The 13,435-nt window shown below is 70.0% G+C and carries 18 protein-coding genes and 2 pseudogenes; 11 read left to right on the forward strand and 9 right to left on the reverse strand.

Annotated features, from left to right (window positions below; translation table 11 throughout):
* Positions 1–60: 60 nt before the first annotated feature.
* The 7 genes and pseudogenes from ACFVT2_RS40515 to ACFVT2_RS40545 form a co-directional block, all read right to left on the reverse strand.
* Positions 61–450, reverse strand: coding sequence for a GntR family transcriptional regulator (locus ACFVT2_RS40515; RefSeq protein ID WP_390026717.1), 390 nt, complete (start codon positions 448–450; stop codon positions 61–63).
* Between the two features lie 172 nt (positions 451–622).
* A complete protein-coding gene (locus ACFVT2_RS40520; RefSeq protein WP_390026719.1) occupies positions 623–1,606 on the reverse strand; it encodes an ABC transporter permease in 984 nt (327 codons plus the stop codon).
* Positions 1,603–2,547: an ABC transporter ATP-binding protein gene (locus ACFVT2_RS40525; RefSeq protein WP_390026721.1), complete on the reverse strand. Its 945-nt coding sequence runs from the start codon at positions 2,545–2,547 to the stop codon at positions 1,603–1,605. Before ACFVT2_RS40525 ends, ACFVT2_RS40520 begins: the two co-directional genes overlap by 4 nt.
* Positions 2,548–2,670: 123 nt before the next feature.
* Entirely contained in the window at positions 2,671–3,153 is a 483-nt protein-coding gene (locus ACFVT2_RS40530; RefSeq protein WP_390026723.1) for a GNAT family N-acetyltransferase, read from the reverse strand.
* 155 nt (positions 3,154–3,308) lie between these two features.
* Positions 3,309–3,509: a DUF397 domain-containing protein gene (locus ACFVT2_RS40535; protein WP_390026779.1), complete on the reverse strand. Its 201-nt coding sequence runs from the start codon at positions 3,507–3,509 to the stop codon at positions 3,309–3,311.
* Between the two features lie 171 nt (positions 3,510–3,680).
* A pseudogene (locus tag ACFVT2_RS40540) lies at positions 3,681–3,764 on the reverse strand (DUF397 domain-containing protein); the annotation flags it as partial.
* Positions 3,761–4,597, reverse strand: coding sequence for a Scr1 family TA system antitoxin-like transcriptional regulator (locus ACFVT2_RS40545; protein ID WP_390026725.1), 837 nt, complete (start codon positions 4,595–4,597; stop codon positions 3,761–3,763). The pseudogene ACFVT2_RS40540 and the gene ACFVT2_RS40545, both read right to left, overlap by 4 nt.
* A 111-nt stretch (positions 4,598–4,708) precedes the next feature.
* On the opposite strand from ACFVT2_RS40545, the gene ACFVT2_RS40550 reads away from it, so the two are divergent.
* The 4 genes from ACFVT2_RS40550 (at position 4,709) to ACFVT2_RS40565 (ending at position 7,549) form a co-directional block, all read left to right on the forward strand.
* Complete coding sequence (locus ACFVT2_RS40550) at positions 4,709–5,035, forward strand: hypothetical protein (RefSeq protein WP_390026728.1); 327 nt, start codon at positions 4,709–4,711, stop codon at positions 5,033–5,035.
* Between the two features lie 313 nt (positions 5,036–5,348).
* Positions 5,349–5,471 carry a hypothetical protein gene (locus ACFVT2_RS40555; protein WP_390026731.1) on the forward strand — a complete coding sequence of 41 codons (123 nt, stop codon included), beginning with the start codon at positions 5,349–5,351 and terminating at the stop codon, positions 5,469–5,471.
* 2 nt (positions 5,472–5,473) lie between these two features.
* A complete protein-coding gene (locus tag ACFVT2_RS40560; protein ID WP_390026733.1) occupies positions 5,474–6,646 on the forward strand; it encodes a methyltransferase domain-containing protein in 1,173 nt (390 codons plus the stop codon).
* A gap of 72 nt (positions 6,647–6,718) precedes the next feature.
* Complete coding sequence (locus ACFVT2_RS40565; protein ID WP_390026737.1) at positions 6,719–7,549, forward strand: protein kinase; 831 nt, start codon at positions 6,719–6,721, stop codon at positions 7,547–7,549.
* 419 nt (positions 7,550–7,968) lie between these two features.
* On the opposite strand, the gene ACFVT2_RS40570 is transcribed toward ACFVT2_RS40565, so the two are convergent.
* Positions 7,969–8,547, reverse strand: a complete 579-nt coding sequence (locus ACFVT2_RS40570; RefSeq protein WP_390026740.1) for a TetR/AcrR family transcriptional regulator — start codon at positions 8,545–8,547, stop codon at positions 7,969–7,971.
* 91 nt (positions 8,548–8,638) lie between these two features.
* Here ACFVT2_RS40570 and ACFVT2_RS40575 point away from each other — a divergent pair, with 91 nt between their 5' ends.
* Positions 8,639–9,088 (forward strand): anthrone oxygenase family protein, encoded by a 450-nt coding sequence (locus ACFVT2_RS40575; protein ID WP_390026742.1) that lies wholly within the window; start codon positions 8,639–8,641, stop codon positions 9,086–9,088.
* A gap of 36 nt (positions 9,089–9,124) precedes the next feature.
* Here ACFVT2_RS40575 and ACFVT2_RS40580 read toward each other — a convergent pair whose 3' ends face one another.
* Positions 9,125–9,490 (reverse strand): winged helix-turn-helix transcriptional regulator, encoded by a 366-nt coding sequence (locus ACFVT2_RS40580; RefSeq protein WP_390026745.1) that lies wholly within the window; start codon positions 9,488–9,490, stop codon positions 9,125–9,127.
* Positions 9,491–9,582: 92 nt separating this feature from the next.
* On the opposite strand from ACFVT2_RS40580, the gene ACFVT2_RS40585 reads away from it, so the two are divergent.
* From ACFVT2_RS40585 to ACFVT2_RS40610, 6 genes and pseudogenes are all read left to right on the forward strand, one after another.
* The gene (locus ACFVT2_RS40585; protein WP_390026748.1) at positions 9,583–10,422 is read left to right on the forward strand and encodes an SDR family oxidoreductase; all 840 of its coding nucleotides are present in this window, start codon (positions 9,583–9,585) and stop codon (positions 10,420–10,422) included.
* A gap of 225 nt (positions 10,423–10,647) precedes the next feature.
* Positions 10,648–11,100, forward strand: a complete 453-nt coding sequence (locus ACFVT2_RS40590) for a hypothetical protein (protein WP_390026751.1) — start codon at positions 10,648–10,650, stop codon at positions 11,098–11,100.
* Positions 11,100–11,402 (forward strand): transcriptional regulator, encoded by a 303-nt coding sequence (locus ACFVT2_RS40595; RefSeq protein WP_390026753.1) that lies wholly within the window; start codon positions 11,100–11,102, stop codon positions 11,400–11,402. Before ACFVT2_RS40590 ends, ACFVT2_RS40595 begins: the two co-directional genes overlap by 1 nt.
* Before the next feature lie 148 nt (positions 11,403–11,550).
* On the forward strand, positions 11,551–12,354 hold the full coding sequence (locus ACFVT2_RS40600; RefSeq protein ID WP_390026755.1) for an exodeoxyribonuclease III: 804 nt from the start codon (positions 11,551–11,553) through the stop codon (positions 12,352–12,354).
* 148 nt (positions 12,355–12,502) lie between these two features.
* Positions 12,503–13,210 (forward strand): hypothetical protein, encoded by a 708-nt coding sequence (locus ACFVT2_RS40605; RefSeq protein ID WP_390026757.1) that lies wholly within the window; start codon positions 12,503–12,505, stop codon positions 13,208–13,210.
* A gap of 39 nt (positions 13,211–13,249) precedes the next feature.
* Positions 13,250–13,381, forward strand: a pseudogene (locus ACFVT2_RS40610) (exodeoxyribonuclease III); the annotation flags it as partial.
* Positions 13,382–13,435 lie beyond the last annotated feature (54 nt).

The following is a 13,435-nucleotide window of genomic DNA, read 5'->3' on the forward strand; positions in this document are numbered from 1 at the left end:
AGTCGGGGCGGGTGTCCGCCCCGACTCACCGCCCGTCCGACCCGTCCGCCGCTCACCCCTTTACGGGAAGCGGTCCTCCAGGACGGAGTTCAGCAGCGCCCGGACGTCCTCGCGGTCCAGGCCCTCGGTGCGGGCCCGTTCCATCCAGGCGCGCAGTTCCTCGCGCAGGACGGCGTCGGCCGCCGAGTCGGGGCGGGCCAGGGTACGGCTGACGAACGTGCCGAGCCCGGGCCGCGGCTCGACCAGGCCCTCGCGCTCCAGCTCGCGGTACGCCTTGAGCGTGGTGTTCGGGTTGACCTTGGTCGTGGCGGCGACCTGCGCGGCCGTGGGCAGCCGGTCGCCCTCCACCAGGACGCCCAGCCGCAGCGCCTGCTGGACCTGCTGGACGATCTGGAGGTAGGTGGCGACGCCGCTGCGGCGGTCGATCCGGAATTCGACGGCGCTCACCACCTTTCTGCCTCTGTGCTCGTTTCGGTACGGCCGATGCGGCCCGTACGGCCCGTACGAGCGGTACGGCTGGTGCGGCCGGTTCGTCCGCCGGGGCCGTGCCCGCCGACCGCTTGATGATCGGGCCGCCCGCGGCGGGTGTCAAAGCGCCCCCCGTGGCGCGCCCGACGCCCGTTCAGAGCGGCCGCCTGCGGGCCCGCCACACCACGAACGCCAGCACCAGTGCGGTCAGCGCCAGCAGGATGCCCGCACCCAGCCACTGCATGCCCGGCATCTGGTCGAAGGAGATGTACTGGGTGACGCGGTTGACGATGCCCGCCTTGGCCCGGCAGGCGTCGGGGTGGGCGTCGCCGACGCAGGTGCTGAAGCCGAAGAGCCGGCCGTCGGCGGTGCCCACCCAGTCGTCCATCCGGATCGCGTCGGGCGCCAGCTTGGGGCCGTCGCCGTTGAACGGGTAGGTGACGCTGTGCAGCGTGCCCAGCTTCGGCCGCACCTTGCTGTCCCAGACCACGCTCACCACCGCCACGGTGAACGCGGTGGCCAGCATCGCCGGTATCACCCGCTTGATGAGCTTGCCGAGGGCGACGCCGCAGACGGTGAGGAACAGGGTCTTGGCGACCAGTACCGGGCCGGTGATGTCGAACGGGCCGCTGTTCAGCCAGTCGCCGCCCACGACCAGCTCGTGGGCGGGCGACCAGAGCCACTGGAAGACCAACGACAGCAGGGTGGTGCACGCCGCCACGATCGTCAGGGGCAGGGCGAGTGTGGCGGCGAGCCAGCGGCCGCGGCTCACGGACTGGGTGGTGACCAGTTGGAGGGTGCCGCGCTCCAGCTCGGAGGAGATCAGCGGGGCGCCGAGGAAGGCGGCGACGGCCACCGGCACGAACTGGAGGAACTCGATGTCGGAGTTGAACGCCCCGCCGAACCGGTTGCGGAAATCATCCTGGAGGGCATCGGCGCCGGCGGGCTTGCCGCCGAGGTAGTCCATCAGGCCGATCCGCTGGTACGAGAAGAGCGCGCAGGCGGCGAGGGTGACCAGGATGCCGGTGAGCAACGCGGCGCGGTGCCGGCGCCAGACCAGCCAGAGGGTGCCGCGCAGCGGGCCGGAGGTGGTGCCGGCGGCCGATCCCGCCTCGTGGGTGGTGGTGGCGGTGCTCATGCCGCGGTCTCCTTCGGGGCCTCGTCCATGATCAGGGCGGGTGCGTCGGGGGAGCGCATGCAGGCCAGCAGGACCTCCTCCAGGCTCGGTGCCATGGCGTCCCAGGGGGCGTCCCCGGTGGTGTCGGGGCGGGCGGGCAGTGGTCCGTCGGGCCGCACCATGGCGCTGAACTGCCGTCCGTTGATGCGGGATTCGACGACGGTGTGCCGCTCGGTCAGCTCCGCGGGGACTCGGCCGGCGACGGCCCGCCCGGTCACCAGCATGTGGGCGGGCACCAGGGCGTCGGTCGGGCCGGCCATCCGCAGTCGCCCGCCGGCCAGCACGAGGAGGTGGTCACACATCTCCTCGACCTCGGCCAGCATGTGGGAGGACATCAGGACGGTGGTGCCGTGCTCGGCGGCCTCGGCCATCAGGAGCCCGGACAGTTCGTCGCGGGCCAGCGGGTCCAGGTCGGACATCGGCTCGTCGAGAAGCAACAGCTCGGGGCGCTTGCCGAAGGCGACCGCGAAGGCGACCCGGGTGCGCTGACCGCCCGAGAGGGTGCCCACCCGGGCGTCGAACGGCACGTCGCCGGAGCGGACGATGCGTTCGGCCAACGCCTGGTCCCAGCGCGGGTTCAGCTCGCGGCCGAGGCGGAGCGTCTCGGCGACCGTGAAGCGCGGGTAGAGGGGCTTGTTCTGCGCGAGGTAGGCGACGCGCTTCAGGACGGCGGGGTCGCTGACCGGGACGCCGCACAGCCGCAGCGTGCCGGTGGACGGTTCGAGCAGGCGGGCGGCGATGCCCAGGAAGGTGCTCTTGCCGGCGCCGTTGGGGCCGACCATGGCGCAGACGCGCCCGGCCGGGAGCCGGAAGGAGCATTCCTGGAGCGCCCACCGTCGGCGGTACCGCTTCCACAGGTTGTCGGCCTCGATCGCCCACGGGCCCGGGCTCGGGTCATGCACGCCGGATCCCCCCTTTAGCTAGTTAATTAGTGGAATGAGTATGGAGAGAGGTCGGGGACCTGTCAAAGCGGGGGTGGCCGGCGGCGGCCCGAACGGTTCGGTCGCGCGGTCCGAACGATCCGGTTACGCGGCCATGACCAGCGGTTTCGCCATGCAGCGGCTCGACTCGTACGTCCGGTAGTAGCCGAACTTCTCGACCAGCGCATAGCCGCTGGAGGCGTACAGGGAGAGCGCCTCGGGCTGCTCGGTGCCGGTCTCCAGCACCATCCGGGTGCGGCCCGCGGCCAGGGCGTCCGCTTCGAGCGCGGCCAGGATCCGCCGGGCCAGGCCGCGGCCGCGGGCCGTCGGCACCACGAACATCCGCTTGATCTCGGCGTCGCCGGTGGCGTACCCGGCCGTGGCGTCCTCCTGGACCCGCCACCCGCCGGTGGCCAGCGGCCTGCCCTCCTCGTAGGCGATCAGGTACAGGCCGCGCGGCGGGAGGAACATCTCCGGCGCCAGTCGGGTCAGGTCCCCGTCGCCGTACCGCCGCGCGTACTCCTGCTGGACCTCTCCGTCGAGCCGGATCGCGTCGGGGTGGTCGTAGCGGACGGGACGTATCTCCATTCCAGGAAGCGTACGGAAGCGCGGGGGGAGGCGGAAGCGGCGGTCCGGCCGGGCGGCCGGGGGCGCGGTGTCGCTCCGTCTGACCTGCGGAAACGTAAGGCGCCCCCGCCGGGAGAGGAGATTCCTGGCGGGGGCGTCGCCACGTTGCCGTGGCCTCAGCTGTGCGTCTGCTTCGCCAGTGCCACCAGGTCGGCGAACGCCTGTGGGGTGAGGTGCAGGTGCGGGCCGTCCGGGTTCTTGGAGTCGCGGACGGGGACCATGCCGCGCGTGGCTACGAGGTTGGTGGCGACCTCGATGCAGGCGCCGCCGTTGTTGCTGTAGGAGGACTTGAACCAGCGGGGGGATTCGGTCGTCATGGAGATCTCTTTCGAAGCTGATCGATCAAGGCCACGGATGCCGCTTGTGAGAGTGGCTGTGGTCAGCCCTGGAACCTGGCGAAGTCGACCAGTTCCGCCCATGCATCGACGGAGAGCCAGGTGTGGCCCGGCGGGGGTCTTGCTGTCCCGGACCAGAACCTCACCAGTGCGCCGGGCGTGCTCCGGAGCCCATTCGATGCATGCGCCGCCGTTGTCGGAGTGCGAGGAAGAGACCCACTGGAGGGTGGCAGTCACGGGGTGCCCTTTCGTAACGTATCGATCATGGCCACAGAAGCAGCCTGGGAAAGCGACTCAGCCTGCAACTGATGGTAGGCCGTCAACATGGGGACTGCCGATGTGCTTTCCCGGTCCAAGTGCCCTCGCTGAGCCGACTCCGTGTAGGTCATGAGTGAGCGATCCGGGAGCGTCAGCACGTACAGCGGCAGGTCGAACGGCCTCCGCTCTCCCATGGCGAACGGGGCGATCTGAAGCATGGTGTTCGGCAACTCGGCGAACTTCAGCAGACCTTCAAACTGGGCGTCCATGATCTCGCGACTGCCGACGGGGCGTCGGATGCAACTCTCGTCCAGGACGGCGGAGATCAGTGGCGGGCGCGCTCGATCCAGCGCAGCTTGACGTTCGACAACGGTCGATACGCGTTCGTCAGCCTGTTCAGGCGTGATCGCACCACGCTTGACCGCGCTCGCGGCGAGGATCGATGCGTACTCGGGCGTCTGCAACAGTCCCGGGATTACGCCCACTTCATACAGGCGGATCTCTGCCGCCTTCGCTTCAGCGGCCTTGTACTCCGGGAAGCCCTCCAGCAAGCCGCCATGTTTGATCTCGCGGTACTCGCTCTCAAAGGCGTCCGCCGTGCCGGTCAGGCCGAACGCCATGTCTGTGCTACGCGAGAACCGGAGAGTTGGAGGCTTCCGACCATTTTCGACGGCCGAGATGTGGACGCTGGAATATTCCATGCGATCAGCAAGGTCATCTTGAGTCCAGCCGCGCGACTCACGCGCGCTGCGTAAACGCGCTCCGTAGGCAGCTTGTGGTGATGCGTCCGGGTTCAACTCGTTCTTGTTCAAGGGGCGTTCAACGACCTTCCGTCCGGTGGTGACAAGTTGAATGCTCCCCAGCTGCGGGCCACTCTGAACCTCCCCGGTAGCGACTCCGCTACAGAGAGCAAGGAGGGGTTGATGACCAGTCCTGCCCGTACGCCCTACTCGGCGTGCGCTGACGAAGGAACGCAGCTCGATGCCGCGCTGAAAGAAGTGGGGATCGACGCCCCGCCCAGCACGGTGTCCGTGACGGAGGACGGAGACATCAGGGTGACCCGGGTTTCGCCTCCGTTGCTCACGCCCAGCCAGGCCGCTCGGCTGACCCGCATGGTGAAGGCGGCGCGGGGAGCCAACGGAAGGCCGGACGACCTGCGCGAGAGGAACGCGGACCAGACCAGGCGGTCGCTGGGGCCGAACGCGGGCAAGCGGACCGACGGAAGCGGTAGGCCGTGCAGCGCCTACTAGGGCGCCTGCTCGCAGCTCAGCGGGAAGCCGCTCCGCGGCCGGACCCGCCCGGTGACGACGTGCCGGTTCGCTGCCCGGTCGGCCGGCATGACATGACCGTCTGGGCCCCCTCGGTGTATCGGTGCGACGAACACGGCGTGACGCTCGTCGTCCACTCCCCGCCCCCGAAGATCCCCGGCGTGTGAGTACCGCCGGGCGTGCCCCGAACTCCCGTCGGGCCTCGGCGGGCGGGCAGTATCCGTCTGACTGTGAAAGAGGACAGCGGCAGTTGGACGGCCAGCAAGGAGAATCCCTCAACCAGAAGGAGCGACCCGTGTCCGTGGTTCTCAGCGCCGACGGTGGCGACAGGCTTCCCGGCGAGCCGTACCCCGGTCCCCACCAGCCGCCGACCCCCGACGGTGGCCCCGGCGTTCCCAACCCGCCCAAGGCCGGCTGAACATGGCCGACGCACACCAGGAGCGCCCCGGCCATACCGGTCTGGGGCGCGCCCTCATGTCCGGCGGTGCCCTCTCCTCCGACTGGGCCCCCGCCTACGCCGCCGTACCCCGCGCGGCGTTCCTGCCGGACCTCATGTGGCCTTGGGACATGCAGGCCGGGAAGAGCGTGCCCGTCTCCCGGACGGACGATCCGGAAGCCTGGCACGCCTACGCGGAGTCCGACTGCCCGATCGTGACGCAGTGGGACGACGGCAACCACGCCGGTACGGCGCCCGGAACGGTCTCCACCAGCTCGGCGTCGATGCCGTCCGTGGTGTTCCGCATGCTCCAGGACCTCGACGTGCGCCGCGGGCATCGGGTCCTTGAGATCGGGACCGGAACCGGCTGGAACGCGGGTCTGCTGGCCCACCGCGTGGGGCGGACGAACGTGGTCACGGTGGAGGTGGACGGGTCCGTGGCGACCGCCGCGCGAGCGGCGTTGGAGCGGTTCGGCACCCCGGTCGAGGTAGTGCACGGGGACGGTTTCGAGGGCCACCCCGCAGGGGCGCCGTACGATCGCGTCCTCGCGACCTGCGGCCTGCGGACAATCCCGTATGCCTGGGTGACGCAGTGCCGGCCGGGCGGCATCGTCGTGAGCCCCTGGGGCACCCACTACGGCAACGGTGACGCGGTGGCCCGGCTGGTGGTGAGCGATGACGGCAAGAGCGCGTCCGGCCGGTTCACCGGTCCCGTCGAGTTCATGAAGCTCCGGGCGCAACGCCTCCCGCAGGTCGTACACCGGGACTACGTTCCGGGCAGTGTGGCCGACGGCGACGAAACCTCTACTGCCGTCACGGAGGGAGAGTTCGTCGCGGGGCCGTTCAGCGCCCTTGGTTTCGCTCTGGGGCTGCGCGTACCGCATTGCCTCCAAGCGGTCGCGGAGAAGCGGGAAGGTGCTCGGCCGGTCTGGCTGTATGGGCTGAGGGATCGGTCCTGGGCCTGCGTGCAGTTCCGCGAGGGCAAAACTGCGCGGGTCTGGCAGCAGGGGGAGCGTCGGCTCTGGGACGAAGCGGAGGCCGCTTACCAGTGGTGGACGGATCGCGGCCGGCCCGACCACGACCGCTTTGGGCTGACCGTCGACGCCGACGGCGAACGTGCGTGGCTGGACCACCCGGGGAATGCCTGGCGTCTTTGATGCCGCCACCGGGAGACGCCCGGTTCGGACACGACGAACGCGGGGCCGGCCCCTCGATGAGAGGACGCAACGATGCCCAGCAGTGGACCGTTCGCACTCCCCGCCCATGTCGAAAGCGCCTTGGTGCCGCTAAGCGCGCGACTCGTCGTAGACCGACGTGGCTCTACCGTCTGGGACGTACAGACCTCCAACGGCCGCTACGCGGTGAAGCTGGGCTATGCCACGCAAAGGCACCCATGGACAGCGCTGGCCCCCGCCCGTGAAGCCGCCATCCTCCGCCAGCTCATCCCACAAGAAATCCTGTCCGGAGATTGGCAAGAAGGGACATGGAGCGCGCAACCATGGCGCGAAGGGGAATCCCTCTTCGACCTGTGGAAGCCGGGTCGTCATCACACCAGGCCCGCTACACCCAACCTTGATCAAGCCCTCTCATGCGCCGTTGCCCTCGCTGACCTCCACGCGGCCGGATGGACACACGGCGACGTGCAGCCCAATCACGTCATCCTCGGGTCCGGCAGAGCCTTCCTTATCGACCTCGCCTTGGCTCAGGGAGGCGAGGTGCCCGACGCCCACGACTTCCCCTATCGGGGTTGCCTGGTCCACTACGAAGCGCCGGAGATCTCACGGAGCATCTTGGAGACCGGCGCGGCGGTGCCGACGCGGGGAGCTGACGTATACGCCCTGGGTGCGTCCCTGTTCGTCTCCGCCACGGGCTGGAGGCATGTGTCCTACCCGGACGACGCCGACCGGAAGGACCAGCGCCAGGCAATCGTGGACAGGCCACACCGGCCGATCAACGTGCCGGGGTCGCTGGGCAAGCTCATTGAGCAGATGATGCGCCGAAACCCTGCCGACCGGCCGACCATGGCGGAGGTGTGCGCAGAGATCCGCAACGCGCTCTAACCGGCGGCAACCTCAAGCGGTCGTCTCGACGCCTCCGGCCGGATGGGTTCGCGCGCACGGTGATCGCCGGAACGGCCCCTCGGCGTCCCCGTAGCCGTCGGCGGATTCGAGGGGCCGTTCGCCTGCACACGACGACGAGGCCCCGGGCTGTTTTGTCGCGAACACCATCGGGCTGCTTGGGGTCAACAATGCTGTGTTCGCGGGGGTCTTACCCTGGCTCGGCGTGGATGCCCGCAAGGGAACGTCACGCTCGGTTACCTGGCGTGAGTAAGCCCTGATGAGCAGGTCAGAGGTGTCGCCATGGGGGAGGCCGGGCGCGCCGGGAAGCGCACGCGTTCCTTGGAACCCGGAGAGTGTTTTGCGGACCATCCCGTATGCCTGGGTGACGACCCCGGCTGCCCGTCCGCCGGGACGGTGTGTCAGACCATGGCGAGCCGGTCCACCAGCAGTTCCATCCTCCGCTCGGCGTCCTCCGGCGGCAGCCGTCCTGCCCGGGTCAGGGTCGCAAGGCCGTGCAGGGCTGCCCAGAACGTCTCGGTGAACAGCCCCGGGTGGACGCCGTCCCCGGCGACCTCGCCCAGGCTCTCCAGCAGCGCGGCGAAGGCGTCCTTCAGTGGCTCCGGGGTGTCCTCCTGCGCGTACGCCAGGCCGCCGTCGAGCTGGAACAGGGCGTCGTAGACCGCCGAGTTGCGTGCGGCGAAGTCGAGGTAGGCGCGGGCCAGGGCGGCGACCCGGGCGCGCGGGCCGTCCGCGGCGGCGGTCGCGGCCCGCACCGCCGCGGCCAACTCGGTGGCGCCTTCCAGAGCGACGGCGCCGATGATCTCGCGCTTGCCGCGGAAGTGGCTGTAGAGGACGGGTTGGCTGTACTCGATGCGTTCGGCGAGCCGGCGGGTGGTGACCGCGTCCCAGCCCTGCTGCTCGGCGAGTTCGCGGGCCGTCGCCACGATGAGGCGTTCGCGGCCCGCCCGTTCGCGCTGCTTGCGTTCCTGTACCGACATGATTCGATCGTAGCACCGCTAGACAATCGAGCGGCAGTAGCACTAGCGTTGGCTCATCAGCTAGCGGCGCTAGATCCCAGGAGGGGTCATCATGCTTCTCGACGCACTCAAGGTCGTCACCACCGTGGTCGTCGGCCTGATGGTGGGGGTGGAGTTCTCCGTCGCCTTCGTCATGAACCCGATCTTCAACGCCCTCCCCGAGGACAGTGGCCAACTCGGCCGCGCCCACGGGGGCCGGATGCTCGGCGCCGTGATGCCGTTCTGGTACATCGGCTCGCTCGTACTCGCCGCGGTCTGGGCCGTCGCAGGATGGCACCGCCCCGGCGCCGGCCTCGTCGTCATCGCCGCCGCGCTGCTGATCCTCAGCGTGATCATGTCGCTCCTGCTGCTCGTCCCGATCAACAACCGGGGCAAGACGTGGACCCCCGAGAACCGGCCCGCCGACTGGAAGCAGCAGATGAACCGCTGGGACCGTTTCCACTACGTCCGCGTCGGCATCATCATCGCCGCCTTCGCGCTGCTGGTCGCCGCCCTCGTCTGAGCCCGCGGCGAGACCCCGCAGGCGGCGCGCACTCCTCTACTCCGCGGGCGGCAGCCGCTGCGTGATCCGGTCGAACAGGTCCGTCAGCGGCTCGCCGACGTCCTGACCGAACTCGGTCAGCCCGTAGGTGACTTGGGGCGGCGTCGTCGGCTCGACCTTCCGCCAGACCAGGCCGTCCTGGACCAGTGTGCGCAGTGTCTGAGTGAGCATCTTCTCGCTGATGCCCTGGATGCTGTTGCGCAGCTCGTAAAACCGAAGGTCGTTGCTCCGCAAGGAGATCAGCACCCAGATGCCCCACCTGCTGGTCACGTGGTCGACCACGTCGCGCGCAGGGCAGTCGGTGTGAAACACCTCATGCCGGCTACCCGCCTCGGCCTGCGTCAGCTGCGCACCTTCCCTCATATCCGGAGCTTACCTCCGGGTATGTTCTTACGGAAAGTAAGTCCGACTCCTAGCGTCAATTGCCGCAGTGCACAACGGACTAGGAGCTGAACATGATCGTGGTGACCGGGGCTACCGGGAATGTGGGCCGGCCTTTGACGCAGGCCCTGGCCGAGGCGGGCGAGCAGGTGACAGCGGTGTCGCGGCACGCGGCGGCGGTGCCTGGCGGGGTCCGGCACGTGCCGGCCGACTTGACCGAACCGCAGGGCCTTGCCCCCGCGTTGGACGGGGCGAAGGCGCTGTTCCTCCTGTTGTCCGGCGACCTGCACGCCCCCGAAGCCAGGCCGACCGACCTCGTCGACCTGGCCGTGGCCAGCGGGGTCCGCCGGGTCGTCCTGCTGTCTTCGCAGGGCGTGGCGACCAGGCCGCTCGGCCCGTCGCGGATCGCGATGCGCGCGGTGGAGGACGCGTTGAGGGAGTCCGGCCTGGACTGGGCCGTCCTGCGACCGGGCGGCTTCGCCTCCAACGCCTTGGGTTGGGCGGAGTCCGTCCGCACGCAAGGGACGGTCGCCGCACCCTTCGGCGATGTCGGGGTTCCGATCGTCGACCCGGTCGACATCGCCGAGGTCGCGGCGGCCTGCCTGCTGGACGACCGGCACGCCGGCGGAGTCTTCGAGCTGACCGGGCCGGAGGTGATCACGCCGCGTCAGCAGGCGGAGGCCATCGCCGCCGCGCTCGGCGCGCCGGTGCGGTTCCACGAACTCACCCGCGAGGAGGCCAAGGCCGCCATGACCCGGTTCGTGCCGCCGGAGCTCGCCGACGACACCCTGGACATCATCGCCGCCCCGAACCCCGCCGAACTGCGGATCAGTCCGGACGTGGAACGAGTCCTCGGCCGCGCCCCGCGCCCCTTCAACGGCTGGGTCGCCCGCAACATCGCCGCTTTCTGCTGAGACGCAACTCAACCGAAGCGCCCGGGCAGCCTCGTGCGACTACGGCCGCACGGGGCTACCCCGTAGCGCCACGCCCACCACCAGTCCTGAGGACGGCCTTCCGCAGGCCGGGACGCGAACCGCGAGAACCCGCACGAGGCACCCACCTTCTTTCTCACAAGGAAAGAAGGTGGTACTTTCCCCATGAGCAAGTACCTCGGACGACCAGGACGACCAGGGGGACCCATGACCTCGTACGACGCGCGGGCCGCGCTCGACGCCATACACCACCACCAGGAGCAGACCCGTGACGCGTATGTGCGCCACGGGTCCAAGCTCCCCTACATGCTCTTCACCGCGCTGGTCGTGTTCGGCTACAGCGCGGCCTTCGAGCTGCCGAACCCCTGGCGCACCCTCATCCTCCTGGCGGGGAGCGCCCTGATGACGGGCATGCTGTTCGTGCATCAGCGGCGGGCCCCGGTCCGTCGGAAGCCGTCCGGCGCGGAGTGGGCGTTCTCCCTGTGGCTGGGGGGCTTTGTCACCGTGGTCCTGGTGGCGGCGGTGATCGGCGCCCGGCTGCTGGGGCTCCCGGAGCCCGGCATGGTCGCCGGAGCCGTCGGGGCCGTGGCGACCCTGGTGGCCGGGTATGCGACCCGCCCGATCGTCAAGGCCATCACCCGCCGGGACGGCCACCGCTGATGGACCCGGACTTCGACGAGTTCCTGCACGTACCGGCCCGGCTCTCGGTCGTCGCGCTGCTGGCTCCGGCCGACTGGGTGGAGTTCGGCTTCGTACGGGACAAGGTGGGGACCAGCGACTCGGCCCTGTCCAAGCAGGTCGCCGCATTGGCGGAGGCCGGGTACGTCGAGGTGCGCAAGACCCGGAACCGTACGGGGCGGCACACCCACGTCCGGCTTACCGCGCACGGCCGGTGGGCGTTCCAGCGGCACGCCGCGGCCCTCCAGAGGATCGTGGCGGCGGCGCACGAACCGCAGGAGTGAGGGGCGTGGGGCGGATGGTCAAAGGGCTGCCCTGCCAGGCGTCGCCGTGGCCGTGCACCCCGTGGGGGAACCGGACCCTTGGGAGGCGGAACAGGGCGACGTGTGGGAGGCGGAACGGCGCGACATACGCGCCGGGTAGGGTGCCGGGATGCTGACCGTGACCTCTGTGAACGTGAATGGGCTGCGGGCCGCGGCCAAGAAGGGCTTCGTGCCGTGGCTGGCCGGGACCGACGCCGATGTGCTGTGCCTCCAGGAGGTGCGGGCCGAGACCGCTCAGCTGCCGGCTGAGGTGCGGGAGGCGGCCGGCTGGCACGTGGTGCACGCGCCGGCCGCCGCCAAGGGGCGGGCCGGCGTCTCGCTCTACACGCGGCGGGAGCCGGAGCGGGTGCAGGTGGGCTTCGGGTCGGCGGAGTTCGACGACAGCGGGCGGTACGTGGAAGCCGATCTGCCCGGGGTGACGGTGGCCAGCCTCTACCTGCCGTCCGGCGAGGTCGGCACCGAGCGGCAGGACGAGAAGGAACGGTTCATGGCGGAGTTCCTGCCGTACCTCGTCGGGCTGCGCGAGCGGGCGAAGGCGGCCGGCCGCGAGGTGGTCGTCTGCGGCGACTGGAACATCGCCCACCAGGAGGCCGACCTCAAGAACTGGAAGGCCAACCAGAAGAAGTCCGGGTTCCTGCCGGAGGAGCGGGCCTGGCTGTCCGCCGTGCTGGACGCGGACCAGGGCGGTTATGTGGACGTCGTCCGGGCCCTGCACCCGGACACCGAGGGCCCGTACTCGTGGTGGTCCTACCGCGGGCGCGCCTTCGACAACGACGCCGGGTGGCGGATCGACTACCACCTGTCCACGCCGGGGCTGGCGGCCCGCGCCGTCAAGGCGTCGGTGGAGCGGGCGGCGACGTACGACCAGCGGTGGAGTGACCACGCGCCCGTCACGGTGACCTTCGACGTGTAGTGGGCGAGTCCCCCCGAGGTGAGCGAGGGGCGATCGGCGGGTTCATCTGGTTGTGGGGCCGACGGAGACGTGGCTCGCGAAGCGGATCGGCCGCGCGTCCCAGTCACCGCCTTGCGTGACCTCCGTCAAGCCTGACCGTTACCTCGGTGTGACCATCGAAAAGTACGTTACTGCCCCTTTTGTGGCCGCTGTCATCCTGGCCGCCGGCGCGGGAACGGCTTCCGCCACATCTGCGGATGCCGGCCCCAAGGCCCCGAACTTCAGGATGCATACAACGCCTTCAGTGCCCTACGGCACTGTCCTCAGCCGCATTGGCGTCAACGAACGTCAGTCTCCCAGCACCGACTCCGCCATCACCGGCGGCCTCGGATACGGCGCGCTGGTCGGCTTGCACTGCATGGCCAAAGCCCAGGAAGTCGAAGGCAACAGGTTCTGGTTCCGACTCCGTGGCCGGGATGCATGGGTCCCGGCCCGGTACGTCAAGAACACCGGGCACGTCGAGTGGTGCCAGGAGGCGGACGGCGGCACCTCCAGCAAGGGCGAGGCGGACGACGCCTCCGACAAGCGCGCCGACGGTACTTCCGGCAAGGCCGTCGATGGCGCCTCCGACAAGCGCGCCGACGGCACCTCCAACACGGGCGCCGACGGCACCTCCGACAAGCGCGCCGACGGCACTTCAGGTAAGGCCGTCGATGGCGCCTCCGACAAGCGCGCCGACGGCACTTCAGGTAAGGCCGTCGATGGCGCCTCCGACAAGCGCGCCGACGGCACCTCCAACACGGGCGCCGACGGCACCTCCGACAAGCGCGCCGCCGACAGGCGGGCTTCGGACGATGAGTCGGAGGTCACCTACTGAAGGAGGACCGTGGTCATGTGTGCAACCGGTTCGATGCGGTGGCGGATCGACTACCACCTGTCCACGCCGGGGCTGGCGGCCCGCGCCGTCAAGGCGTCGGTGGAGCGGGCGGCGACGTACGACCAGCGGTGGAGTGACCACGCGCCGGTGACGGTGGTGTACGGGGCGTAGCCGCCCGGCGTCACCTCGCCCTCGTTCTCGCCCGAGTTCTCGTTCGCGGGGTCC

Source organism: Streptomyces sp. NPDC058000, assembly GCF_042886435.1.
Classification (GTDB): Bacteria; Actinomycetota; Actinomycetes; order Streptomycetales; family Streptomycetaceae; genus Streptomyces.